Annotated in this window: 16 protein-coding genes, 12 tRNA genes and 3 rRNA genes; 4 read left to right on the top strand and 27 right to left on the bottom strand. The window is 32.8% G+C overall.

Translation table 11 applies throughout. The features are described 5' to 3' along the window. Positions 1-6: 6 nt before the first annotated feature. From queA to AC4PG3_RS06735, 9 genes are all read right to left on the bottom strand, one after another. The gene (queA, locus tag AC4PG3_RS06775; protein WP_492195905.1) at positions 7-1,032 is read right to left on the bottom strand and encodes a tRNA preQ1(34) S-adenosylmethionine ribosyltransferase-isomerase QueA; all 1,026 of its coding nucleotides are present in this window, start codon (positions 1,030-1,032) and stop codon (positions 7-9) included. Between the two features lie 16 nt (positions 1,033-1,048). Next, positions 1,049-2,407 carry a SpoIID/LytB domain-containing protein gene (locus AC4PG3_RS06770; RefSeq protein WP_492195904.1) on the bottom strand — a complete coding sequence of 453 codons (1,359 nt, stop codon included), beginning with the start codon at positions 2,405-2,407 and terminating at the stop codon, positions 1,049-1,051. 24 nt (positions 2,408-2,431) lie between these two features. Then, positions 2,432-3,442, bottom strand: a complete 1,011-nt coding sequence (gene ruvB, locus AC4PG3_RS06765) for a Holliday junction branch migration DNA helicase RuvB (RefSeq protein WP_492195903.1) — start codon at positions 3,440-3,442, stop codon at positions 2,432-2,434. Positions 3,443-3,455: 13 nt separating this feature from the next. Continuing rightward, positions 3,456-4,046: a Holliday junction branch migration protein RuvA gene (gene ruvA, locus AC4PG3_RS06760; RefSeq protein WP_492195902.1), complete on the bottom strand. Its 591-nt coding sequence runs from the start codon at positions 4,044-4,046 to the stop codon at positions 3,456-3,458. Between the two features lie 18 nt (positions 4,047-4,064). After that, positions 4,065-4,559, bottom strand: a complete 495-nt coding sequence (gene ruvC / locus AC4PG3_RS06755; RefSeq protein ID WP_492195901.1) for a crossover junction endodeoxyribonuclease RuvC — start codon at positions 4,557-4,559, stop codon at positions 4,065-4,067. Between the two features lie 102 nt (positions 4,560-4,661). Next, a complete protein-coding gene (locus AC4PG3_RS06750) occupies positions 4,662-5,264 on the bottom strand; it encodes a BofC C-terminal domain-containing protein (RefSeq protein ID WP_492195900.1) in 603 nt (200 codons plus the stop codon). A gap of 61 nt (positions 5,265-5,325) precedes the next feature. After that, on the bottom strand, positions 5,326-6,060 hold the full coding sequence (locus tag AC4PG3_RS06745; protein ID WP_492195899.1) for a hypothetical protein: 735 nt from the start codon (positions 6,058-6,060) through the stop codon (positions 5,326-5,328). A gap of 236 nt (positions 6,061-6,296) precedes the next feature. Beyond that, the gene (locus AC4PG3_RS06740; protein ID WP_492195898.1) at positions 6,297-6,941 is read right to left on the bottom strand and encodes a zinc dependent phospholipase C family protein; all 645 of its coding nucleotides are present in this window, start codon (positions 6,939-6,941) and stop codon (positions 6,297-6,299) included. 69 nt (positions 6,942-7,010) lie between these two features. Next, positions 7,011-7,562 (bottom strand): O-acetyl-ADP-ribose deacetylase, encoded by a 552-nt coding sequence (locus AC4PG3_RS06735; protein WP_492195897.1) that lies wholly within the window; start codon positions 7,560-7,562, stop codon positions 7,011-7,013. A gap of 179 nt (positions 7,563-7,741) precedes the next feature. On the opposite strand from AC4PG3_RS06735, the gene AC4PG3_RS06730 reads away from it, so the two are divergent. The 4 genes from AC4PG3_RS06730 (at position 7,742) to AC4PG3_RS06715 (ending at position 10,751) form a co-directional block, all read left to right on the top strand. After that, positions 7,742-8,887: an IS91 family transposase gene (locus AC4PG3_RS06730; protein ID WP_492195896.1), complete on the top strand. Its 1,146-nt coding sequence runs from the start codon at positions 7,742-7,744 to the stop codon at positions 8,885-8,887. Positions 8,888-8,916: 29 nt separating this feature from the next. Next, positions 8,917-9,153 carry a hypothetical protein gene (locus AC4PG3_RS06725; RefSeq protein ID WP_492195895.1) on the top strand — a complete coding sequence of 79 codons (237 nt, stop codon included), beginning with the start codon at positions 8,917-8,919 and terminating at the stop codon, positions 9,151-9,153. Positions 9,154-9,339: 186 nt separating this feature from the next. Then, positions 9,340-10,485 (top strand): IS91 family transposase, encoded by a 1,146-nt coding sequence (locus AC4PG3_RS06720; RefSeq protein WP_492195896.1) that lies wholly within the window; start codon positions 9,340-9,342, stop codon positions 10,483-10,485. 29 nt (positions 10,486-10,514) lie between these two features. Continuing rightward, complete coding sequence (locus AC4PG3_RS06715; RefSeq protein WP_492195895.1) at positions 10,515-10,751, top strand: hypothetical protein; 237 nt, start codon at positions 10,515-10,517, stop codon at positions 10,749-10,751. 126 nt (positions 10,752-10,877) lie between these two features. Here the strand turns inward: AC4PG3_RS06715 and AC4PG3_RS06710 are convergent. The 18 genes from AC4PG3_RS06710 to AC4PG3_RS06625 form a co-directional block, all read right to left on the bottom strand. Beyond that, positions 10,878-10,954, bottom strand: a tRNA-Arg gene (locus tag AC4PG3_RS06710). Positions 10,955-11,010: 56 nt separating this feature from the next. Next, a tRNA-Gly gene (locus tag AC4PG3_RS06705) sits at positions 11,011-11,085 on the bottom strand. Positions 11,086-11,090: 5 nt separating this feature from the next. Further along, a tRNA-Tyr gene (locus AC4PG3_RS06700) sits at positions 11,091-11,175 on the bottom strand. Positions 11,176-11,213: 38 nt separating this feature from the next. Next, positions 11,214-11,289: transfer RNA gene (locus AC4PG3_RS06695), tRNA-Thr, on the bottom strand. An 11-nt stretch (positions 11,290-11,300) separates the two neighbouring features. Continuing rightward, positions 11,301-11,377, bottom strand: a tRNA-Asp gene (locus AC4PG3_RS06690). A 120-nt stretch (positions 11,378-11,497) separates the two neighbouring features. Next, positions 11,498-11,573 (bottom strand) — tRNA-Val (locus tag AC4PG3_RS06685). Positions 11,574-11,714: 141 nt separating this feature from the next. Then, positions 11,715-11,789: transfer RNA gene (locus tag AC4PG3_RS06680), tRNA-Glu, on the bottom strand. A gap of 37 nt (positions 11,790-11,826) precedes the next feature. After that, positions 11,827-11,903, bottom strand: a tRNA-Met gene (locus AC4PG3_RS06675). 67 nt (positions 11,904-11,970) lie between these two features. Then, positions 11,971-12,047, bottom strand: a tRNA-Met gene (locus AC4PG3_RS06670). A gap of 36 nt (positions 12,048-12,083) precedes the next feature. Next, a tRNA-Leu gene (locus AC4PG3_RS06665) sits at positions 12,084-12,173 on the bottom strand. A gap of 15 nt (positions 12,174-12,188) precedes the next feature. Further along, a tRNA-Asn gene (locus AC4PG3_RS06660) sits at positions 12,189-12,263 on the bottom strand. 110 nt (positions 12,264-12,373) lie between these two features. Then, positions 12,374-12,490 (bottom strand): 5S ribosomal RNA (gene rrf, locus AC4PG3_RS06655). Between the two features lie 35 nt (positions 12,491-12,525). After that, positions 12,526-15,444 (bottom strand): 23S ribosomal RNA (locus AC4PG3_RS06650). Positions 15,445-15,635: 191 nt separating this feature from the next. Then, a tRNA-Ala gene (locus AC4PG3_RS06645) sits at positions 15,636-15,711 on the bottom strand. A 144-nt stretch (positions 15,712-15,855) separates the two neighbouring features. Then, a 16S ribosomal RNA gene (locus AC4PG3_RS06640) occupies positions 15,856-17,388 on the bottom strand. The 16S, 23S and 5S rRNA genes sit together here with 12 tRNA genes alongside, the layout of an rRNA operon. A gap of 344 nt (positions 17,389-17,732) precedes the next feature. Continuing rightward, positions 17,733-18,404: a response regulator gene (locus tag AC4PG3_RS06635; RefSeq protein WP_492195894.1), complete on the bottom strand. Its 672-nt coding sequence runs from the start codon at positions 18,402-18,404 to the stop codon at positions 17,733-17,735. Beyond that, positions 18,401-19,408, bottom strand: a complete 1,008-nt coding sequence (locus AC4PG3_RS06630) for a LacI family DNA-binding transcriptional regulator (protein WP_492195893.1) — start codon at positions 19,406-19,408, stop codon at positions 18,401-18,403. Before AC4PG3_RS06630 ends, AC4PG3_RS06635 begins: the two co-directional genes overlap by 4 nt. Continuing rightward, the gene (locus tag AC4PG3_RS06625; RefSeq protein ID WP_492195892.1) at positions 19,380-24,797 is read right to left on the bottom strand and encodes a diguanylate cyclase; all 5,418 of its coding nucleotides are present in this window, start codon (positions 24,795-24,797) and stop codon (positions 19,380-19,382) included. Before AC4PG3_RS06625 ends, AC4PG3_RS06630 begins: the two co-directional genes overlap by 29 nt. Between the last annotated feature and the right edge of the window lie 12 nt (positions 24,798-24,809).

Genomic DNA, 24,809 nt, shown 5'->3' with positions numbered 1-24,809 from the left:
TCCTAATTATTTTATAAACATTGCATCTCCAAAACTAAAAAATCTATAATTTTCCCTTACAGCAGTTTCATATGTCTCTAAGATTAAATCCCTTGAGGCCATTGCACTTACTAACATCATCAATGTAGACTCTGGTAAATGGAAATTAGTTATTAATTTATCTACTATTTTAAATTCATAGCCTGGATAGATAAAGATATCCGTCCATCCTGACCCTGCTTTTATATCCTTATATTCACTTCCCAATGTCTCTAAGGTTCTTGTAGTAGTAGTTCCTACAGAAATAATTTTACCACCATTTTTTTTAGTTTCATTTATTATTTTTGCAGTTCTTTCATCTACCTGATAGAATTCAGAGTGCATATGATGTTCTAGTATATTGTCAACCTTCACTGGTCTAAAGGTCCCTAATCCTACATGTAGAGTTATAAAAGCAATATTAACTCCCTTTTCTTCTACCTTTTGTAGTAGCTCTTTTGTAAAATGAAGTCCAGCAGTAGGTGCTGCAGCAGATCCATTATGTTTAGAATATACTGTTTGATATCTCTCTTTATCATCTAGTTTTTCTGTTATATATGGAGGCAGTGGCATTTCACCTAATTTATCTAGTATTTCCTCAAATATTCCCTTGTATTGAAACTTAATCAGTCTAGTTCCACCTTCTTTTATATCTATTATTTCTCCTACTAATAATCCATCTCCAAAGAAAATAACATTTCCTATTTTTGCTTTTTTACCTGGCTTTACAAGTGTTTCCCAAGTATCATCTTCTTTTCTTTCGAGTAGTAAAAATTCTATTCTTTCATTTTTATCTTTTCTATTTCCAAAGAGTCTAGCTGGTAAAACTCTAGTGTCATTTAGCACTATGGTGTCGCCCTCATTTAAATATTCAATTATATCCTTAAATCTTTTATGTTCAATCTTACTCGTATCCTTATCTAGAACCAAAAGTCTAGAATTATCTCTATTTTTTACTGGGTGTTGTGCAATTAGTTCTTCTGGTAATTCATAATAAAAATCTTTTGTCTTCATCTTCCCATCCTCTACTCTAATTTTCATTTACATATAAGAAATCAATACCATTGTAATAATGCTTTAAAATCTCTTTATAATCATGTCCTTTTTTTGCCATTTCGTTAGCTCCCCATTGACTCATCCCGACCCCATGTCCATATCCTTTTCCAATAAATTTAAAACTTGAAGCCTGGGGAGTAGGTCCTATAATATCTCTAGATTGGTTTCTACTTACTACCCTCTTTATTGAACTTCTATTACTTATTTGAGACTCTTTTCCTTTTAATATATAAGAATTGTTTAAATCAATCCTTAAGGAAGAATCAGAATCCCCTGATACTGCAAATACATAGTTTTTAGATTCTAACCCATTTTTTTGAATTTCAAAGGATGTACTTTTAAAATAGGTATTTCCCAATATGCTTCTGAGTTTTGCCCCAGTTATAATTTCTTCTCCTTTACTCCCCTTTATTCTACATTTAGAAATTCTCCCACCAGATGTTTTTTCTAAAATCTCTAAATCTAAAATCTCTCCTATATTAATTCCATTTTGAGATAGTTTTTTTCCTATTTCTAAGGGAGTCATTTCTATATCCCATGTGCTATATGGTGTATTCAAAGAAAATTCATCTTCTACTGCCCTTAAATAAGGCACAGTACCACCCCATACATCTTCACTATTTTCAGTATATCCTCCACTATTAGAATGATAAGGTGTACTTATAAGCTCTCCTCTATATGTTATAAATATATTTATTGTTTCATCTATGGCTTTATTAATAGTTCCATCTTCCCAATCATATCCACCATAGACTTGACAATGAGTAGTATTACAAAGATGAAATCCATCATTTTCATGTTTGTTTATATTGCTAAAAGCATAATTCTTAGATGCTACAGCTTGTGCTTTTAAGGCTTCATAAGAAAAACTTGATCCTACTTCCCTTGGAAGAACTCCATACAAGTACTCATTTACCTTGATATGATTTATTATAAGGATATTATCTCCCTTTAAACTAAAACTTATATATCCTCTATATTTATTCTTTCCAACTTGGATTATATCTTTTCCATAAAATTCTCCCTTTATTAAAACACTCTCATCAATTGGAATTGTCTTTATAATATTTGCTTCCTCATCTAGGATTTCCATTAAATTGTCATCTTTATAATTTAGAAATATAGAATTTCCTTCTATATACTCGTAATCTTTCTCATCTTCTTTTAATCTTATTTCAAATCCATTATCGCTATTTAACTCAATACTCTCATTTATTTTAAATTGATCTATCAATATGTCTAAGTATTCAATATCCATAGAAGTAGCATCTATATTTTCAGGCTTTACAAGTAAAATACTAAATATCATTATTAAAAAATATACTTTTTTCATATGTGTACCTACTTTCTAAAGATTTTATTCCTCTACATATGGAATATTTAAATGATCATAGGCTTTCTTTGTTACTACTCTTCCTCTAGGTGTCCTATTTAAAAAACCTATTTGAAGGAGATATGGTTCATATACATCCTCTATAGTTGTCCTCTCTTCTCCAGTAGCAGCTGATAAGGTATCAACTCCTACTGGCCCTCCTCTAAAGCTATCTATTAAAGTTTTAATAAGTTTTCTATCAACTGGGTCTAAGCCTAATTCATCTATCTCTAAAATCTTAAGTCCCTTTTTTGCAATTTCCCATGTTATTTCTCCATCTTCTACTACTTGTGCATAATCTCTTACTCTTTTTAACAGTCTATTGGCAATTCTTGGAGTTCCTCTTGATCTCTTTGCAATTTCTAGGGCTCCTTTATCATTAATTTTAATATTTAATATGGAAGCCGACCTTAAAACTATTTTTGTTAAACTTTCTATATCATATAAATCTAGATTTATCATTACACCAAATCTATCTCTTAATGGAGAGCTAAGTAGTCCAGCTCGTGTAGTCGCTCCTATTAATGTAAATTTTGATAAATCTAGTCTAACAGATCTAGCTGAGGGGCCCTTTCCTATTATTATATCTAATGCAAAATCTTCCATAGCTGGATATAGTATTTCCTCAACAGTTCTATTTATCCTGTGTATTTCATCTATAAATAAAACATCATCCTCTCCTAAATTAGTTAAAATACTTGCCAAATCTCCTGGTCTTTCAATTGCAGGCCCTGATGTAATTCTTATATTTACTCCCATCTCATTTGCAATTATATTTGCTAAGGTAGTCTTTCCCAGTCCAGGAGGACCGTATATAAGAACATGATCTAGGGATTCCCCTCTTTTTTTTGCTGCCTGTATAAATATATCTAGTTTTTCCTTTGGTTTATCCTGTCCTATATACTCATGTATCCACTTAGGTCTTAAACTAGTATCTCCTTCTATATCTTCTAGCTTTTGACATCCTGATATAATTCTATTGTTTTCTTCAATCACATTTGTTCACCCTTTAACTCTTTGATAATTTCTTTAGTCCTTCTCTTATCATATCTTCTAAATCTAGATTTATATCTTTAATACTATTTAAAGCTTTTTGAACTTCATATCTCTTATATCCTAAAGAAATTAAAGCTTCTATTGCTTCATCATAATCATTTGAATTAACTTGTATTTCTCCTAATTCCTCTTCTTCTATATTAGGATCTATTCTATCTTTCAATTCTACTATTATCCTCTCTGCTGTCTTTTTACCAACACCAGGGCATTTATTTAAAGAATCTATATCTCTATTCAATATAGAAATTTTTATTTGATTTGGAGTTAATGTAGATAAGATTCCTATACCTATTTTAGGACCTATTTTTGATACTTTTAATAGAAGATTAAATATTTTCATCTCCTCTTGAGTAGTAAATCCATATAAAAATAATCCATCATCTCTTACATGTAGCTGTGTATATATTACTTTTCCTTTTTTATCATTTTCTAAATCCATCATAGATTTTATTGAAGTAAATATCTTGTATCCTATTCCATTATTTTGGAGTACTATATAGTCATCTTCTATATTTACAATATCCCCTATTATGTATTCAAACATTTAAACAACTCCTAAATATTATTTCATCTTGAAATTTTCTTTGAAATTTAAGGAACTTCCATGACAAATAGCTACAGCTAATGCATCTGCTGCATCATCTGGTTTTGGAATTTCCTTTAAATTTAAAAGCATTTTGACCATTTCCTGTACCTGTTTTTTATCTGCTCTACCATATCCTACTACAGCTTGCTTTATTTGAAGTGGTGTATATTCATAAATTTCCAAATTTTTATTTACAGCAGCTAAGACCTCAACTCCTCTAGCATGTCCTACTTGAATTGCAGTCTTAACATTCTTATTAAAAAATAGCTCTTCTATAGCTACTTCATCAGGTTGGTATTTGTCTATAATTTTTCCCATATCGTCATATATTATCTTAAGTCTTTGAGGAGACGAAAGTTTAGAACTAGTTGTTATACAACCATACTCTATTGGTTTAAAATTATTACCAATACATTTAATTATACTATAGCCTACTATAGCAATTCCTGGGTCAATACCTAGTATAATCATTTAAAACTCCTTTCAATTCTACTTACTATATTGTACCATATTTTTAAATATAAAACTTCCTATTTTAAGCATAAAAAAGACTAAGTCAAGTATTTAACTTAGTCAACTAATAAAGTTTTCTAATAAATCGGATAGCTCTTCTTCTGTATCTACAATTATGCCTTCCTTTAATTTTTCTCTGTCTACAGGCATTAACATACCTATTGGATAATTTTCAAATATATTATACTCTATTCTTTCACCATCTTCTCCAATTTTAAATACAGCAATATTTCCATCCTTTTCTCCTACTATAAAATGATTTTCACATAGATGATTTCTCTCTCCCCAGAGGACTATTTGTTCATTTGAAAATGATATCAATTTTAAATTTGGATAATTATTAGACAAATATTTTTTATATTCTTCTTCTTCCATATTTATAATTTCTTCTTCCGGAGAAATTATATTAGAAATTAAATGTCCACATTCTCTATAATTGGTTCTCATTTCTATAAATGTATTTGGAGAAATTCTTTTTTCCTCTTTTAATATCTGAATATCACTATAATCATTTATCTCTAAATCTGTTTCACCATCAGTATTATTTTGCTTTGCAATATCTTTTTCTATACTTTTCCCCATAAAACTGTATCCTAATATAAAACTAAATAAAAATAATGAGATAGAAAAAGCAAATATTATTAAAAATTTATTTTTTTTCATTAATATCCCTCCAGAAATCTCTCTAGAGGGATATTATTTCCATATATTATATTTTTATACTTTATCTATATCTCTTTAAAACTCTATCATTTAATCCATTCCAATATGCTTCTTTATATAGTATAATTGCATTTTTATAAGTAATTTTTTCTACTACTCCGTATATTTTATCTAATTCTTCAAGAGTTAATAGTGTTTCATCTTCTCTTATATTTATATTTTTATAAGTATAATCCATTGCCAATTGTTTGTCCAAGTATTTATTTAAACTAATAATCTTAGGTTTTATTATATTAGTAGAATAATTTGAAATAATATTATATAAATACTTATCTTCCTTTTCATCTTCACTAATTTCTCTTTCAATAGAAGATTTAAATCGTTTTATATCTGTTTCCTTACCTTGAAAGTGAAATAAATGTTTCATATTATATAGATCAGATATTGAATAATACTTTATGGTTAATTTTTCTAAGAGATTTACTTGTTTGTTATCTAGAAATCCTTGTCTGTATCCTTCTAAGTATAAAAAAAGTTCTAATCTATTTATATCTTCATGTATTACTTCTCCTAGATTATATGCTATAAGATGATTACCCCTACGTTTTCTAAGAAGTAAACTAATGTGTTTTCGCAATTTATTTATAGATATATATTTGGGGAATATATTACTAATATTATTTTCTAAATCATATAAATTTAAAAGTATATGTATACAATTAATGTCATTGTTAAATAGAAATTTGTATTTTAGCTCTTCATATATATCATAAACTTTAGTATCTGACAATGCCATAATCTATTCCCCTCCTTTACAAAAGATTCTTTCCATATTTTGTATAATGTAAACATAATTCAAGATAAATTCTACGACAGTATTTATTATTATACTACATTTTCCATCAAAATTATAGGGGGAAAATAGATAGAATTCCTACAAAAACTTAATATATTAATTTTGAAAATCCACAAAAAAATTAACCTTATGTTTCTGACACAAGGCTAAACTAAAATTTTGATTATCTTAAAATATTATAGTTCAAATGCAAATTGTCCATGAATTTCTTCTGAATAAGTTTGTATAGTATCTAATATGAAATAAGTTATCTTGGAATTTATAGAAACTGCAAAATTTAAGTCGTTTTTATAGTCTGTATGAACTGAATACTCTTCGATCACACTTTCTATATAATTTTTTATCTTTGAACCTAAATTTATAAATCTAGAATCATATATATCTATATCATCAGTATATATCATACTTTTATTAAATGTATGAGTTCTTGCAATTTCATTTAAGCGGGTCTCATATCTTATATGTCTCTTCATTGAATTAAAAAAGGTCCACCTATTTGCATGAGCTAAACAAACATAATCTGATAGGTAATGTGAAATAATTCCTATTTTTTTACTCAATATGGTGATAGCTACAGGGTCTAGCTTCTTATCAAAATCAATATATCTGCTTACAAATATAATTTTCATAATTTCTCTAGTTACAAAGTTTATACTCTCTTTTTTATAATGTCTAATCATCTTATAGTATGGATGTACATCTGGAGCTATTGAACCCCATAATAATTTTTCTCTATCCAATTTTAATCCATATATCTCAAATACATTATCGTATATATTGGTTGCAATTATTTTATGAGTGTCTGCAAATATTTTTAACATCCCCTTTACAAATACTTGTCACTATATTAAATACTATAATAAAAAAACTATTAAGTCAATGTATTATTATTATATAGTTGTGGTAAATTTATACATGTCCATTTTATCATTTATATTATCTATATACACTTTAAAATCATTTTCATTGTGTAAAACAAAAATTATTTCATCTATACCCTCGTTTTCTTCTATAAAATCTACTACAGCTTTTACAGATATTTCAACAGATTCTTCTATTGGATAACCATATGCACCTGTAGATATAGATGGGAAAACTATTGTTTTTATATTATACTCTAAAGCCAATCTTAGTGAATTATAATAAGAATTATATAAAAGCTTTCTGTCCATATCTCTATTTCTATATATAGGACCAACTGTATGAACTACATATTTAGCATGTAATTTTCCACCTGTAGTAATTCTAGCCTCTCCTGTAGGACAGCCACCTATCTTTTTGCACTGATCTAATATAATACTTCCACCTTTTTTATGTATAGCTCCATCTACTCCACTACCACCTAGGAGAGTATTGTTTGCAGCATTTACAATTGCATCCGCCTTTATTTCAGTTATATCACCTTTTATTATATCTATCTTTGTATTTTTATACTTTAACATATGCGCCCTCATCTTTTATTTAATATACTTTAAATTATATTATAACATACAAAAAATTATATTATAACATACAAATAAAAATAAAAATAGCGTCTACGACGCGTTAAAATCTTAAATTTTAACTTTCTTTTTAAAATTAAATTTGTTTTCATTTGGGTATAAATATTTTGGTGATATTTATGCCCAATATTTCTTTTAAAATTAAAGATATCTTTGCAGATCATTGGGATGCTTTTCTTAATGAAGGTTATCCTATTAGACCTACTGTTTTAAAAAATGTTGATAAAATAATTAAATGTGGTGACTCTTCAATGGGACACGCACTTTATCACTGTGAACACTGTGGTAAGTTTAAGCATGTCTATTTTACTTGTAAAAGTCGTTTTTGTAACTCTTGTGGCGCTAAGTATATTCAAGATCGTGCTTCTTCAATTTCTTCTAAACTCATTAATTGCAAACATCGTCATATTGTTTTTACTATTCCTAAAGAGCTTAGAATTTTCTTTAGCAGAGATAGAAAGCTTCTCAATCTATTTTTCAAGGCTAGTGCTGATACTATTCTAACTTGGTTTTTTAAATTAAATAAATCTGAGAATTTGAAGCCTGGGTTTATTTCTACTATGCATACTTTCGGTCGTGATCTTAAATGGAACCCTCATATACATATGCTTTTAACTGAAGGTGCTTCTGGTAACAGAACTGTTTGGAGAAAAATCTCTCATATTCCTTTTAATATGCTCAGGAAAAGGTGGCAAGCTACTATGCTTTCATTTCTTCATAAAAACCTTGGTTCTTCTTTTTATTCTCTTAAATCATATTTGTTTAAAAATTATCCTAAGGGTTTCTATGTTTATGCTAATCCAAATGTTAATTCTAAATCTTCTGAGGCTGTTAAGTATATTATTCGATACACTGGGCGTCCTGCTATGGCTCAGTCTCGTATCATTAATTATGATGGTGAATTTGTTGAGTTTTACTATGATCGCCACGAAGACAACAAACGGGTAGTTGAAAAAATACATGCTATGGATTTTATTAAGCGTTTAATTATTCATATTCCAGAAACACAATTTAAAATGATTAGATATTATGGTCTTTATGCTAAAAAATATTCTCATTCTTCTAAGCTCTATCTAATGGATACTGTTTCTAAGAAAAACTTTAGAAAAAAGTATTCTAATTGGCGTGCTAGACTTCTTCTTGCTTTCGGTGTAGACCCTTTATGGTGTTCTTGTGGGCATACAATGGAACTTGTTGATATTTTTCATTCAGGAGAAAACCAGTATATTGATAATTTTCCTTCTCAATTGTATAATAGTGCTTAGTAATTAATTTAGCACTGTGGAGGTGTTTTATGAATATTCTTGAAGGTTTTTCTAAAAATGATGATTTAGTAGAATTTATTTGTACTAAATGTGGTTATTCCCTTTGGGTTCCTAGTTTCATTGTAAATCAATTAGAAGAGGATAATATTTTTAATGGTCTAGCTCCATCTGTTCCACCACAGCCTTATTGCCAAGTTTGTGATGGTATTATGACTCCAAAATCATATACTGGTATTCGTGGTGTTCACTATGAATACAAAAAGTAATCTAATTTCTATTAGATTTTTTGGTATGCTTTAATTTAAGAGCATACCTTTTTTTTATTTAATAGGAAAGTAGAACTTTCCTATTAAATAAAAATAGCGTCTACGACGCGTTAAAATCTTAAATTTTAACTTTCTTTTTAAAATTAAATTTGTTTTCATTTGGGTATAAATATTTTGGTGATATTTATGCCCAATATTTCTTTTAAAATTAAAGATATCTTTGCAGATCATTGGGATGCTTTTCTTAATGAAGGTTATCCTATTAGACCTACTGTTTTAAAAAATGTTGATAAAATAATTAAATGTGGTGACTCTTCAATGGGACACGCACTTTATCACTGTGAACACTGTGGTAAGTTTAAGCATGTCTATTTTACTTGTAAAAGTCGTTTTTGTAACTCTTGTGGCGCTAAGTATATTCAAGATCGTGCTTCTTCAATTTCTTCTAAACTCATTAATTGCAAACATCGTCATATTGTTTTTACTATTCCTAAAGAGCTTAGAATTTTCTTTAGCAGAGATAGAAAGCTTCTCAATCTATTTTTCAAGGCTAGTGCTGATACTATTCTAACTTGGTTTTTTAAATTAAATAAATCTGAGAATTTGAAGCCTGGGTTTATTTCTACTATGCATACTTTCGGTCGTGATCTTAAATGGAACCCTCATATACATATGCTTTTAACTGAAGGTGCTTCTGGTAACAGAACTGTTTGGAGAAAAATCTCTCATATTCCTTTTAATATGCTCAGGAAAAGGTGGCAAGCTACTATGCTTTCATTTCTTCATAAAAACCTTGGTTCTTCTTTTTATTCTCTTAAATCATATTTGTTTAAAAATTATCCTAAGGGTTTCTATGTTTATGCTAATCCAAATGTTAATTCTAAATCTTCTGAGGCTGTTAAGTATATTATTCGATACACTGGGCGTCCTGCTATGGCTCAGTCTCGTATCATTAATTATGATGGTGAATTTGTTGAGTTTTACTATGATCGCCACGAAGACAACAAACGGGTAGTTGAAAAAATACATGCTATGGATTTTATTAAGCGTTTAATTATTCATATTCCAGAAACACAATTTAAAATGATTAGATATTATGGTCTTTATGCTAAAAAATATTCTCATTCTTCTAAGCTCTATCTAATGGATACTGTTTCTAAGAAAAACTTTAGAAAAAAGTATTCTAATTGGCGTGCTAGACTTCTTCTTGCTTTCGGTGTAGACCCTTTATGGTGTTCTTGTGGGCATACAATGGAACTTGTTGATATTTTTCATTCAGGAGAAAACCAGTATATTGATAATTTTCCTTCTCAATTGTATAATAGTGCTTAGTAATTAATTTAGCACTGTGGAGGTGTTTTATGAATATTCTTGAAGGTTTTTCTAAAAATGATGATTTAGTAGAATTTATTTGTACTAAATGTGGTTATTCCCTTTGGGTTCCTAGTTTCATTGTAAATCAATTAGAAGAGGATAATATTTTTAATGGTCTAGCTCCATCTGTTCCACCACAGCCTTATTGCCAAGTTTGTGATGGTATTATGACTCCAAAATCATATACTGGTATTCGTGGTGTTCACTATGAATACAAAAAGTAATCTAATTTCTATTAGATTTTTTGGTATGCTTTAATTTAAGAGCATACCTATTTTTATTTAATAGGAAAGTAGAACTTTCCTATTAAATAAAAATAGTTTTCAAGATTAATCTCGAAAACTTCTAAATGGCGTACCCTGAGGGAGTCGAACCCCCGACCTTCTGGTTCGTAGCCAGACACTCTATCCAGCTGAGCTAAGGGTACATTTTACCCACCAAATATTATTTGGTGGGTCCTAAGTAATTCATTAAATAGAACACTGGAGCGGAAAACGAGATTCGAACTCGCGACCCTCGCCTTGGCAAGGCGATGCTCTACCACTGAGCCATTTCCGCCTATCTGGTGGAGGAGACTGGATTTGAACCAGTGAAAGCAGAGCTAACGGATTTACAGTCCGTCCCCTTTAGCCACTTGGGTACTCCTCCATATGGAGCACTCACAGAGTACTACTATAATATTCAAATGGAGCTGGCAAGAGGACTTGAACCCCCGACCTACTGATTACAAGTCAGTTGCTCTACCAACTGAGCTACGCCAGCATAATTTTAAATGGCGACCTGGAAGGGACTCGAACCCTCGACCTCCAGCGTGACAGGCTGGCATTCTAACCAACTGAACTACCAGGCCGCGAAATATTTCGCAGTTTCGCTACACAAATTTATCAACTCGCTATGCTCGTATAAATTTGGTGCTCATTGCGTTTAACCTACTAGAACTCACTATCCTTCGTTAAGTTAGGTTATAAAATGGTGGGCACAACAGGGCTCGAACCTGTGACCCCCTGCTTGTAAGGCAGGTGCTCTCCCAACTGAGCTATGCGCCCATTAATTATATCACTTGTATCATATGTTTTTTCGCAGTCTCGCTAGACAAATTTATTTACTCGCTATGCTCGTATAAATTTGGTGCTCGTTGCGTTTGACCTACTAAAACTCACTATCGTTCGCTAAGTTAGGTCATAAAATGGTGACCCCACGGGGATTCGAACCCCGGATACCGCCGTGAAAGGGCGATGTCTTAACCGCTTGACCATGGGGCCATACAATTAATAAGTATTTTGCAAATATGAAATCTTATGGTAGCGGCGAACGGATTTGAACCGCTGACACTGCGGGTATGAACCGCATGCTCTAGCCAACTGAGCTACGCCGCCAAGTTTATAAAGTTTCAAAAAGATTTATGGTTGCACCCTATCGGGCACTACTATCTAAAAAGATTTTTGGTTGCGGGAGCAGGATTTGAACCTACGACCTCCGGGTTATGAGCCCGACGAGCTACCAGACTGCTCCATCCCGCGATATGTGGCACACTTAATCTTACCTTAAGTAAAACTTGGTGCCGGAGACCGGAATCGAACCGGTACGACCTTTTAAGGGTCGCAGGATTTTAAGTCCTGTGCGTCTGCCAGTTCCGCCACTCCGGCCCTTTATATTTACTATGGCTCTCAGGGTGGGACTCGAACCCACAGCCTACCGGTTAACAGCCGGTTGCTCCACCATTGAGCTACCTAAGAATACAGTTTCGCAACTCAAATTTGTTCACTTCCTACAGTCGTGCAAATTTGGTGCTCATTGCCTTTAACCTACCTACAATTCGCTTCTGCTCATTGGGTTAGGTTATAAAGCCCGGCGACTTCCTACTCTCCCAGGGCGTTGCCACCCAAGTACCATCGGCGTTAAGAGGCTTAACTTCTGTGTTCGGTATGGTTACAGGTGTGTCCCTCTTGCTATCGTCACCAGACGAAAACTACTTAGCAATTTATTTTCGATCATTATTTGGTCAAGTCCTCGACTTATTAGTATCTTTTAGCTTCAAGTATTACTACTCTTTCACCTTAGACCTATCTACCAGGTGGTCTTCCTGGAGTCTTACTCTATTGATGGGAAATCTTATCTTGAGGGGGGTTTCGTGCTTAGATGCCTTCAGCACTTATCCCTTCCAAACTTAGCTACTCAGCCATGCCTCTGGCGAGACAACTGATACACCAGCGGTTTGTCCATCCCGGTCCTCTCGTACTAAGGACAGCTCCTCTCAAATTTCCTACGCCCACGACGGATAGGGACCGAACTGTCTCACGACGTTCTGAACCCAGCTCGCGTGCCTCTTTAATGGGCGAACAGCCCAACCCTTGGGACCTACTCCAGCCCCAGGATGAGACGAGCCGACATCGAGGTGCCAAACCTCCCCGTCGATGTGAACTCTTGGGGGAGATAAGCCTGTTATCCCCGGGGTAGCTTTTATCCGTTGAGCGATGGCCCTTCCACGCGGTACCACCGGATCACTAAGTCCAACTTTCGTTACTGCTCCACTTGTAGGTGTTGCAGTTAAGCTTCCTTTTGCCTTTACACTCTTCGCACGATTTCCGACCGTGCTGAGGAAACCTTTGAGCGCCTCCGTTACTCTTTAGGAGGCGACCGCCCCAGTCAAACTGCCCAACTGACAGTGTCCCTATACCAGATAATGGTACCAGGTTAGAATTCTAGCCTAACAAGAGTGGTATCCCACATTTGACTCCACCAAGACTAGCGTCCTGGTTTCTTAGTCTCCCACCTATTCTGTACATGTTATGCCAAAATCCAATGTCAGCCTGCAGTAAAGCTCCACGGGGTCTTTCCGTCCTGTCGCGGGTAACACGCATCTTCACGTGTACTACAATTTCACCGGATCCTTTGTTGAGACAGTGCCCAAGTCGTTGCACCTTTCGTGCGGGTCGGAACTTACCCGACAAGGAATTTCGCTACCTTAGGACCGTTATAGTTACGGCCGCCGTTTACTGGGGCTTAAGTTCTAAGCTTCGGATTACTCCTAACTCTTCCCCTTAACCTTCCAGCACCGGGCAGGTGTCAGCCCCTATACTTCGTCTTTCGACTTAGCAGAGACTTGTGTTTTTGGTAAACAGTCGCTTGGGCCTATTCACTGCGGCCAGATGATCTTTCGATTGTGCAATCTATCCTTCTCTGGCACCCCTTCTCCCGAAGTTACGGGGTCATTTTGCCGAGTTCCTTAACAAAGGTTCTTCCGCTCGTCTTAGGATTCTCTCCTCGCCTACCTGTGTCGGTTTACGGTACGGGTAGTTAAATACTCGATAGTGGCTTTTCTTGGCAGCATGGAGTCAGTTGCTTCTCTACTTGTTTTTCGATCCCCATCACATCTTGGAATTATGGGAACGGATTTGCCTATCCCCACTTCCTACTTGCTTAGACGCGCTTTTCCAACTGCGCGCTCAACTTATCCTTCTGCGTCACCACATCTCTCAAACGCATTTATCTAGTACAGGAATTATAACCTGTTGTCCATCGCCTACGCTTTTCAGCCTCGGCTTAGGTCCCGACTTACCCTGAGTGGACGAGCCTTCCTCAGGAAACCTTGGGCTTTCGACGGGTGAGATTCTCACTCACCTTTCGCTACTTATGCCAGCATTCTCTCTTGTGTTAAGTCCACCATTCCTTTCGGTATAGCTTCAAGCCTAACACAATGCTCCTCTACCATCCTTTCGGATCCACAGCTTCGGTACCAAATTTAGCCCCGGAAATCTTCGGCGCAGGGTCTCTCGACCAGTGAGCTATTACGCACTCTTTAAATGTATGGCTGCTTCTAAGCCAACATCCTGGTTGTCTGTGAAACCCCACATCCTTTCACACTTAATTTGGATTTAGGGACCTTAGCTGGTGGTCTGGGCTTTTTCCCTTTCGACTATGAAGCTTATCCCCCATAGTCTGACTCCCAAGTATATGAGTATGGCATTCGGAGTTTGATAGGCTTTGGTAACGCTATGCGCCCCTTAGCCAGTCAGTGCTCTACCTCCATCTCACTTTATCTTGAGGCTAGCCCTAAAGCTATTTCGAGGAGAACCAGCTATCTCTGAGTTCGATTGGCTTTTCACCCCTATCCACAGGTCATCCGATAACTTTTAAACGTTACCCGGTTCGAGCCTCCATTGAATTTTACTTCAACTTCACTCTGCCCATGGATAGATCACTCAGTTTCGGGTCTATGGCATACAACTAATTCGCCCTATTAAGACTTGGTTTCCCTACGGCTTCGTAACTTAATTACTTAACCTTGCTGCATACCATAACTCGCTGGCCCGTTCTACAAAAAGTACGTGGTCACACATATAAAGTGCTTCCACTGCTTGTAAGCATAGGGTTTCAGGTTCTATTTCACTCCCCTCCCGGGGTTCTTTTTACCTTTCCCTCACGGTACTATTCTCTATCGGTCACTAAGGAGTATTTAGCCTTGGGAGGTGGTCCTCCCTACTTCCCACAAGATTTCTCGTGTCTCATGGTACTCTGGAGAAAAGCCTGTATAAACTTAGTTTCGACTACAGGACTATCACCTTCTTTGGTGAGACTTTCCAGTCTTCTTCGTCTACTAATTTTATATCCTTTGCTTTTTCCTTAACCCCAGATAAATCTGGTTTGGGCTGTTTCCCGTTCGCTCGCCGCTACTTAGGAAATCGAATTTTTCTTTCTCTTCCTCAGGGTACTTAGATGTTTCAGTTCCCCTGGTCTTCCTTCATACACCTATGTATTCAGTGTATGATACTTGAGGGTTGCTCAAGTAGGTTTCCCCATTCGGACATCTCCGGATCAAAGTCTATTTGCGACTCCCCGAAGCATTTCGGTGCTTATCCCGTCCTTCATCGGCTCTTAGTGCCAAGGCATTCGCCCTATGCTCTTAATAACTTGACCTTAAAAATTTTGATCTATTTTTTATTGCTTTTGTAGTTTTCAACGTTCATGCTTACTAAAGTTTACGCATTCACTCTTCCGCTCACTTCAGTTCGCTACACTGTCCGTTTTGCCTACAACTCGCTATGCTCGTTGGACAAAAAGGCAATGTTCAGTTTAATAAATTCACAACAGTATCTCTTGTGAATTAGTGGTGGAGATGAGGAGAGTCGAACTCCTGACCTCCTGCTTGCAAGGCAGGCGCTCTCCCAACTGAGCTACACCCCCATGTTATAAAAACATGATAATATATATAAAAAAACAGTGTGAGTACTTTGGAGTCGGCTCCGTAGACTAAATCAAAGATTTAGACTACGCGACATCTGACCTACAACGAAATCAGAGATTTCTGTTAGGTCATAATCTCCTTAGAAAGGAGGTGATCCAGCCGCACCTTCCGATACGGCTACCTTGTTACGACTTCACCCTAGTCATTGACCCTACCTTCGACAGCTGCTTCCTTGCGGTTAGCTCACTGGCTTCGGGTATCGCCAACTTCCATGGTGTGACGGGCGGTGTGTACAAGACCCGGGAACGCATTCACCGCGGCATTCTGATCCGCGATTACTAGCAACTCCAACTTCATGTAGGCGAGTTGCAGCCTACAATCCGAACTGGGATCGGCTTTTAGAGATTCGCTCCTTATCGCTAAGTGGCTCCTCGTTGTACCGACCATTGTAGCACGTGTGTAGCCCAGGACATAAAGGGCATGATGATTTGACGTCATCCCCACCTTCCTCCGATTTATCATCGGCAGTCTCTCTAGAGTGCTCAACTTAACTTGTTAGCAACTAAAAATAGGGGTTGCGCTCGTTGCGGGACTTAACCCAACATCTCACGACACGAGCTGACGACAACCATGCACCACCTGTGTCCTCTGTCCCCGAAGGGAAAACTCTATCTCTAGAGTGGTCAGAGGCATGTCAAGCCCTGGTAAGGTTCTTCGCGTTGCTTCGAATTAAACCACATGCTCCGCTGCTTGTGCGGGTCCCCGTCAATTCCTTTGAGTTTCATACTTGCGTACGTACTCCCCAGGCGGAGTGCTTAATGCGTTAGCTGCGGCACCGAGGTTTGACCCCCAACACCTAGCACTCATCGTTTACGGCATGGACTACCAGGGTATCTAATCCTGTTTGCTCCCCATGCTTTCGTTCCTCAGCGTCAGTATAAGTCCAGAAAGTCGCCTTCGCCACTGGTATTCTTCCTAATATCTACGCATTTCACCGCTACACTAGGAATTCCACTTTCCTCTCCTTAACTCAAGCCTTCCAGTTTCAAATGCTTACCACGGTTAAGCCGTGAGATTTCACATCTGACTTAAAAGGCCGCCTGCGAACCCTTTACGCCCAATAATTCCGGACAACGCTCGCCCCTTACGTATTACCGCGGCTGCTGGCACGTAATTAGCCGGGGCTTCCTCCTAGGGTACCGTCATTATCGTCCCCTAGGACAGAACTTTACGACTCGAAAGCCTTCATCGTTCACGCGGCGTCGCTGCATCAGAGTTTCCTCCATTGTGCAATATTCCCCACTGCTGCCTCCCGTAGGAGTCTGGACCGTGTCTCAGTTCCAGTGTGACCGTTCACCCTCTCAGGCCGGTTACCCATCGTTGCCTTGGTGAGCTTTTATCTCACCAACTAGCTAATGGGACGCGAGACCATCTTTCACCGCTTTACGCTTTGACTTTTAAATAATGCTATCTAAAAGTATCATAAGGTATTAATCCCAGTTTCCCGAGGCTATCCCTTTGTGAAAGGCAGGTTTCTCACGCGTTACTCACCCGTCCGCCGCTAAGATAATAAAAGAGTCAATCCGAAGAAATCTTCTTTTAAAACTTCGCTCAACTTGCATGTGTTAGGCACGCCGCCAGCGTTCGTCCTGAGCCAGGATCAAACTCTCATTTAAAAGTTTAAGTTTGATTGGCTCAATTATTTGTTGTTAATTGATTTTGTGTGTTTAGATTCAAAGTATTTCACACTGTTTAATTATCTAAGTTCATTGCCGCTCTCTCGAGGCGACTTTATCAGTATAACATCTCTTTTGTTTCTTGTCAACAGTTTTTTAAAATTCTTTTTTTGTTGACTTTTTTTGTTGCTGCATCATCTTTTGTTGCCCTGATGACTATTAATACTATACACTGTATTTTTATCTTTGTCAACATATAAAATAAAGTTTTTTAAAATAATATTTATAAAAGGCTTCTAGGGCGTTGAATTACTATAGTTCATAATAATTTAGCATGGCATATATTAGTTAATTTCATGCTCTTTCAATTCTTTTATATTGTTTTCATAGCAAAATATTACTGCCTCTACTCTATTGTTTACCTGAATTTTATTATATATATTAGTAATATGATTTTTAACAGTCTTTTCACTAATAAAAAGTTTTTTAGCTATTTCTATATTGCTATATCCAAAAGATATAAACTCTAATATTTCATATTCCCGTGATGACAGAAGCTCTATCTTCGATAAATTTTTCAAGTCATTTAAACCTATACTTTGTTTTTCATATAAAATTTTTGTTAATGAAGGATCTAAATAATTTTTATTATTATTTACACTCCTTATTATTTCTAATAAATCCAGAAAACCTTTATCCTTTGTTACAAATCCATTAGCTCCAAATTTAATAGCTTGGATTATATTATGCTTGCTAGGATAAGCTGTAAGCATAATTACCTTAACTTGCAACCCAAACAATGCTCTAATTCTTTTTAATGTTTCTATACCATTCAATATAGGCATATTTATATCTAATAATATTAGATCTGGCTTTTTATCTGATGTCAATGCATCTATAGCTTCTTTACCATTATTTGCTTCACCTATAATTTTTATTCCATTAGTTTTTCCTATTAATTCTCCTATTCCTTGTCTTAGTAATTTATGGTCGTCGACTAGCATTATATTTATCAAACTTGTCTACAACTCTCTCTTTTTATCAATCTCATAGGAAGATTTATACGCTGTTCTTGCATTGATTCATCCACTATATTTTTAAGCATTTTCCTCATAGAGACAGCACCTAAATCATAGTAAGGCTCTTTTATAGTAGTAAGTGTAGGCCTATATATAGAAGCAACACTTATATCACCATACCCAGCTACAGATATATCTTCAGGCACTTTAATATTGTTATCATGGAAATAATTCATAAGCCCTATTGCAATTTCATCCTGGGAACAAAATATTGCTGTAATGTTTTTATCTTCTATTAACCTTTTAACTTCATCTCCTATTTCATATCCACCTTGAATCTTATGACTATCTACACTAAAAATTATTGCCTCTTTTTTAATAGATTCCATAGATTCTGTATAAGATTCTATTTTACATCTTTCAATTGTCAAATCAATATCCTTTTTCTGAGCTATATACATAATGTTCTCATGTCCTAATTCTATTAAATAATCCATCATTGACCTTGCAGCCTCTTTATTATCTAGTTTTATAGTAGGAAGCTGGGGAACATTATAATATCTATTTAAATTTATAAACTCTATCTTAAGATTTTCTACATAATCAATCAATTTTTCATTTAAGATTTCAGATACTAATATGATACCTTCTACCTGTTTTGTACGAAATAATTGAAGAAATCTCATTTCAGTTTCAGGATCTCCATAACTACTACTTAAAATAATATCGTAATTGTACATCCTTCCTATCTCTTCAATACCTCTTACAATTTGAGATACATAATAGCTCCCAATGTCATCTACAACCACGCCTATTAAGTTAGATTTTTTAGTAACCAAACTTCTTGCAACTTCGTTTGGCTCATAGCCCAAGACTTCTATGGCATTTAAAACTTTTCTTCTAGCCTCAGGGCTTACAGGCTTAGAATCATTTATTACTCTAGATACTGTAGATATTGAGACTTCTGCCAGCTTAGCTACATCCTTTATTGTTGCTGCCATGTTTTCCCTCCTTATTGTATTCTAAATTAGGAGAAAATGCATTTGACAATAGTTTACAAAGATTTAAAGATGAGTTATCAAACTCTTTTTCCTTTAATGAAACCCTTAAATAAACAATTGCCTTTACTTCTTCTCTTATGATTAATGGCACAACCATTACAGATTTCCAATTAGGCATACCTGATATATCATCTATATTATGGCTGTTTTCCCAATCAATTAAAAATTCTCCCATTTTATTTTTTATAACTCTATCTATGATATTGTAATTATAATCTTTTTTTGAATAGCTGTCTAAAGTTTTTTTACTGCTATAAAATGTTGTTTTACAACTAGAATCTTCATCTATTATAAAAAGTGTAGAGTCTTTAGAATCTAAACAGTTATTTAGTATTTCTAAAAATGTATATATTTTATATTCAAAACTTTCTTTTTTTGTATTTAAATTCAGTATATCTAGTATTGCAGTCATATTCCTATATTCTAAACTAGAACTTCCAAACAATATTCCTTCTAATCTCTCAGATTTACTAAGCCCTTTACCTATTTTAGGGCCCCATATAACTACATTATTTTTGTTGAATTTTTCTTTTGCTTGATATAGAGCTTGGTCAGCTTTATTAATTAAAATTTTCTTAAATTGACTATGAATTGGATATTGTGACAATCCTATACTGGCAGTTATCTTTCTATCAATTCCTTGAATTTGGATTTGTTCTATCGCACACCTTATCTTTTCTGCTATTTTCTTACCATCTTCAAGATTAGTATTTAATAAGGCTAATATAAACTCTTCACCACCATATCTCCCGACTAAATCAGTAGACCTAACACTTGACTTGAGCTTTTTACCAACTAAGGATAATACTTCATCTCCTTTCATATGTCCATATGTGTCATTTACATCTTTAAAATCATCTATATCTATCATAAGTAGACTAAAAGAACCGTTAGATTTATTATGCTTAGTCAATGCCCCTTCTAATTTAACTTCAAACTGTTTTCTAGTTAATACTTTAGTTAACTTATCTGTAGTATTTGCAAGTTTCAATTTATTGTTTTGTATATTTATATATACTAAATATGATAATGAATTTATGAGTTTTAACCTTTTGAAGTCAAATCTATTTAAATAACTATCCGTCTCTAAATAAATATACACCCTATAATCTTCATTTAGATAATTATTGTTTTTTCTTCTATCTAAAACATCTAAACTCTCTATAGATTTTGAAATCGGAACACATATAAGACCTACCACATCATTAGCTAAATACTCCATATACTTACTTTCCCTCATATTAGAAAACATTTTATTTAATAATATTCCAACAGAGCTCTTGTTAGACAAGTTTAATATTCCAATTTTTTTAGTATAGCTATCTCCTTCTTCATCATTTATAGCATTGGAATATTCTCCAGTCTTTAAGTCTTGTATTATTATAGACCCTTTATTTGCCAAAGTTTCTTTTTTAATATATCTAAGTATTAACTTCAAATTCTGTGTATAGTCTTCACCCATTTTTAAAAGCAGCTCTTCTATAGAGTTTAAATTTTCTTTTTCATTCTTTACACTTGCTAAACTATTGAATTCATCATCATTTAAATTTTCAAATATATTATTGAACTCAAAATAACTATCAAATTTAGATTCTACTATATCATTTAATTTTATATATTCTATGTTTTTATTGAATTGTAGCTTTATAGATCGATATAAATATTCTTTGACCAAATCTCCATTGTTATTTTGAATATATTTAAACTTTAAATTATTGTCTTTAATAGAATTTAAAGATTTAAATATCAAATTTAGAGACTTCATAAAGTGTTTTATAGCTTTTCTATACTCCTTAAGTTCAAACCATTTATAGCCCAATATAATATGGGCTTGTAAATTTATATTACATAAATCTCTATTATTAGAGTCAATTCTTTTTTCTAAATTTACTATGTTTTCTTCTTTTGGATTTAAAATAACTTTTGACAATTCAATTAAAAAATCAAATATAGGAAGTTTTAGATCCTTATTTTCACTTCTATATTTCAAAAATAGTTCTGCAGCAAATAAATTGTCCCCCTCTATGGCTGCTATTATGCTAAACACCAACATTAATTTAAATTTGTCATATAGGAAGTTAGTTTTGTTATACTCCTCTAAAACCTGGTTTACCTCTTTTTTATCTAAAGAATCACTTAGGCAGTATTTATAGTAGATTCTAATAAATCTAGAGTTTAAATAAGCCTTATAATTATTCTCCTTTGACACTTCACCAACTTTTTCTGAATATTTTATAGCTTTTTTGTATTCACCAAAATTCCCATAGAAAATGCTTAAAAATTTATAATAGTTTATAAGTGTTTCACTCTCATGTACATTACTTTTATTAAAGAGCTTTTTTAATTCTCCATATATCCTAAATGCCTTATTATTTTCCCCTATCTGCAAATAAGCTATTCCTAAATTCGACTTAGCAATAATAATCCCTTTAAATTCTTTCACTTCTTTTAGGAGTGTTACACTATTTTCAAACTTCTCTATACTATTTTCATACTCAAATTTATCTAGACATATCTCTCCTATATTATTTGAAAAAATAGACAATTCTTTTATAACTCCATATTTGTTTGCTATATCATAGCCCCTATTAAAATATTTGATAGCCTCTTCATAATCCCCGTACCAACTTACTAAAGTATTGCCTATATTGTTAATAGGTTTTAATATCCTTATACTATCTTTTGTATATCGAAAGTGTTCTATACTAGTTTTAAAGTCTTCTATAGCTGTCTTAGGATTTTTTGCTAAATATTCATATACTCCTTTTAAGTTATAAAATACACCTTGGCATAAGTGACTATTAGATTTTTTACATAAATTCATAGCATTTTTTAAATCTTCTTCAATTAACTCTAATTTATTAGTGCTTATATTATACTTTGTCTTAATAATATAAAGCCTTAGATACTCATCTTTAAAATTGATTTCTAAAATTAATTCTTCAATTTCATCTATTATTTTTTTTGCATCATCCAATTGATTATAATTTAGATGCAATTCTGCCTCATAATGTTTTCCTGTTATAAAGCTTATTATATTGTTTTCTTTTTTAGAAATATCTATTAATTTTTCTATATAGTGTTCTAACTCATTCATATTTCCCTTTAGAAGATGTATTTCCATTAAGTACTCTAATATTTGAAATTTTTCTTTTGAATTGATCATTTGAGCAGTGTTCTCTGCAACTTCTAGTAAATAGATACATTCTTCGCTATATTTATTTTCTTGTTTATCTAAGTATTCTAGTATAGTTTTTAATGCTAATTTATGTTGATTAGAGTTAAATAGATGATTTAGTAATTCCTCTAAATATAAACTAGGATTTATAAGATATAAGTCATACAAAAAAACTGAAGCTTTTTCATGCAAATATTTTTTTTCAACCTCGTTTATATGTAAATACATTATCTCTTTTAGCTCTGTATTAGTAATTATGTAGCTGCTTTTTAAGTCCTCAATATTTTTCCCAACCATATCTTCTTTGATTAATTTATCTATACATCTATCTATTTCCTTATTATCAAAATTTAAAATTCTAGCAATAATATCCTTCTCTAAAAAATTATTAAATGTAGACATAACTTTAAAAACTTCAAAAGTTTTTTTATCCATTTGATTAAATTGAAGTTTCAAGTCGTTTTTACAGATCATATTTTTTTTAGTTCTTAAAAAATCATCTCCTATAATTTGCCAACTACCTGATTCATCTATGAATAATTCACATCTATGATAAAGTTTTTTAACAATGTTTATAAGATTTTTCAAATTCCCTTTAGATCTTTTATACAAATCTTCTAATACACCATTATCTAGATATGGAGTACCCAATATATCCTTTATAGCTTTCTCAAAGTCTGGCTTTTCTATATCTTCTAGCTTTAATAAACAAGCTTTTCTCTTTTTTAGATAATCTTTAATCTTATTAATAATAAAATGATTTTTTATTGAATTTTCATTTGAAATCGACACAATAAAAGCAATGTTTTTATTGTCTAGACTAGAAACCAAATATTCTATTATAGATATAAATTTTTCACTTGCTTTATCTATATTGTCAATAATTATATATATTTTATCATCTATTGATAAATCTGAAAGATAACTTCTAAGCCTGTTATATAATTTAAATTCTTTATTAATCTCTAATAAATCCTCTTTATTTCCCCGTGAATCAGTATATAAACTTGTATTAAAATGAAAATCATCTTTATATTTATATAGTATTTCATTTGAAGCAAATTTCACAGTTTCTTTAAATAAATTATTAATACTTATTACACCTAAATGATCTTCCCTATCTATATTTAATCTACATACTTTTTTCCCTCGAATCTTAAGTTTAAAACTAACTTCTTTTAAAAACCTTGACTTCCCTACGCCCTTCTTACCCTTTACAATTATAAGTTTTTTTGTATTTAAACCCATATTTAAAGAATCATCTATGTCTATTATCTCTTTTAATTCTTTTTTTCTTCCCCTGATTTGATTTTTATAGAAAAGTTGACTTCTTTCAGAGCCTATATCTATAGTATAATCTAATTCAAACTTATCTATTATAGTTTGCATATGTGCAAGCAAGTCTCCTTGCTGATTTTTATTGTTTTCAGTTAATTCATTTATAATATTTATTAAAATTGTCTTTTCATCTATATTTAAATCATCTCTAAAACTTTCAAAACTATACTCATAATTTTTTAATCCATTATGAGATTGATTAAAAAATAAATACTTAATCATAATTCCCAAAGAATAGAGGTCCACATCCTTATTTTCCCTATTAGGATTTATAATAATTTGAGGATCTATAAAACACTCTTCTAAATCACTATACATAGATTCAGCGTATATAGCTTCAGCACTTGCTAAATCTCTTAACTTAACTCTATATTCTCTACTTAGAAAAATATTAAATGGATTTAAAACTTTATAATTAATCCCTCTATAATGGAGATAATCTATGGTTTTCATTAAATCCAATAATATTGTAAGCCTAGTATTAAACTCTAATTTATGAATTGCTTTATGTAATACAATACCTTCAGTATATTCGCTTACGGTATAATACATCGGTATATCATTTTTCTTTAAATTTATAGTTTCTACAATGTTAAACTTTTCACAGTTCAATATATTCTTATGATTTATATTTTTAAATTTTATAAAATTAACAGAAAAATATTCTAGAATATTTTTCTGTTTTGTAGGTAAATATAAAGTTAGAAATTTTTTCTTTTTATCTTGCCAAAGATCGCTCACTATATAAGACTCATTATAAAGTCCTTCATTTACTACCCCTTGTATTTTATATCTCCCATTTATAAGCTCCATGATGCTTTCCCC

This window comes from Tissierella sp. QWL-11 (genome assembly GCF_058683765.1).
This window is presented reverse-complemented; position numbering and strand designations above follow the sequence as displayed.

Bases quoted from the DNA above. Each gene is read 5' to 3' on its own strand.
- queA (WP_492195905.1), bottom strand. From the start codon at position 1,032: ATGAAGACAAAAGATTTTTATTATGAATTACCAGAAGAACTAATTGCA.
- AC4PG3_RS06770 (WP_492195904.1), bottom strand. From the start codon at position 2,407: ATGAAAAAAGTATATTTTTTAATAATGATATTTAGTATTTTACTTGTA.
- ruvA (WP_492195902.1), bottom strand. From the start codon at position 4,046: ATGTTTGAATACATAATAGGGGATATTGTAAATATAGAAGATGACTAT.
- ruvC (WP_492195901.1), bottom strand. From the start codon at position 4,559: ATGATTATACTAGGTATTGACCCAGGAATTGCTATAGTAGGCTATAGT.
- AC4PG3_RS06750 (WP_492195900.1), bottom strand. From the start codon at position 5,264: ATGAAAAAAAATAAATTTTTAATAATATTTGCTTTTTCTATCTCATTA.
- AC4PG3_RS06745 (WP_492195899.1), bottom strand. From the start codon at position 6,060: ATGGCATTGTCAGATACTAAAGTTTATGATATATATGAAGAGCTAAAA.
- AC4PG3_RS06740 (WP_492195898.1), bottom strand. From the start codon at position 6,941: ATGTTAAAAATATTTGCAGACACTCATAAAATAATTGCAACCAATATA.
- AC4PG3_RS06735 (WP_492195897.1), bottom strand. From the start codon at position 7,562: ATGTTAAAGTATAAAAATACAAAGATAGATATAATAAAAGGTGATATA.
- AC4PG3_RS06730 (WP_492195896.1), top strand. From the start codon at position 7,742: ATGCCCAATATTTCTTTTAAAATTAAAGATATCTTTGCAGATCATTGG.
- AC4PG3_RS06725 (WP_492195895.1), top strand. From the start codon at position 8,917: ATGAATATTCTTGAAGGTTTTTCTAAAAATGATGATTTAGTAGAATTT.
- AC4PG3_RS06720 (WP_492195896.1), top strand. From the start codon at position 9,340: ATGCCCAATATTTCTTTTAAAATTAAAGATATCTTTGCAGATCATTGG.
- AC4PG3_RS06715 (WP_492195895.1), top strand. From the start codon at position 10,515: ATGAATATTCTTGAAGGTTTTTCTAAAAATGATGATTTAGTAGAATTT.
- AC4PG3_RS06630 (WP_492195893.1), bottom strand. From the start codon at position 19,408: ATGGCAGCAACAATAAAGGATGTAGCTAAGCTGGCAGAAGTCTCAATA.
- AC4PG3_RS06625 (WP_492195892.1), bottom strand. From the start codon at position 24,797: ATGGAGCTTATAAATGGGAGATATAAAATACAAGGGGTAGTAAATGAA.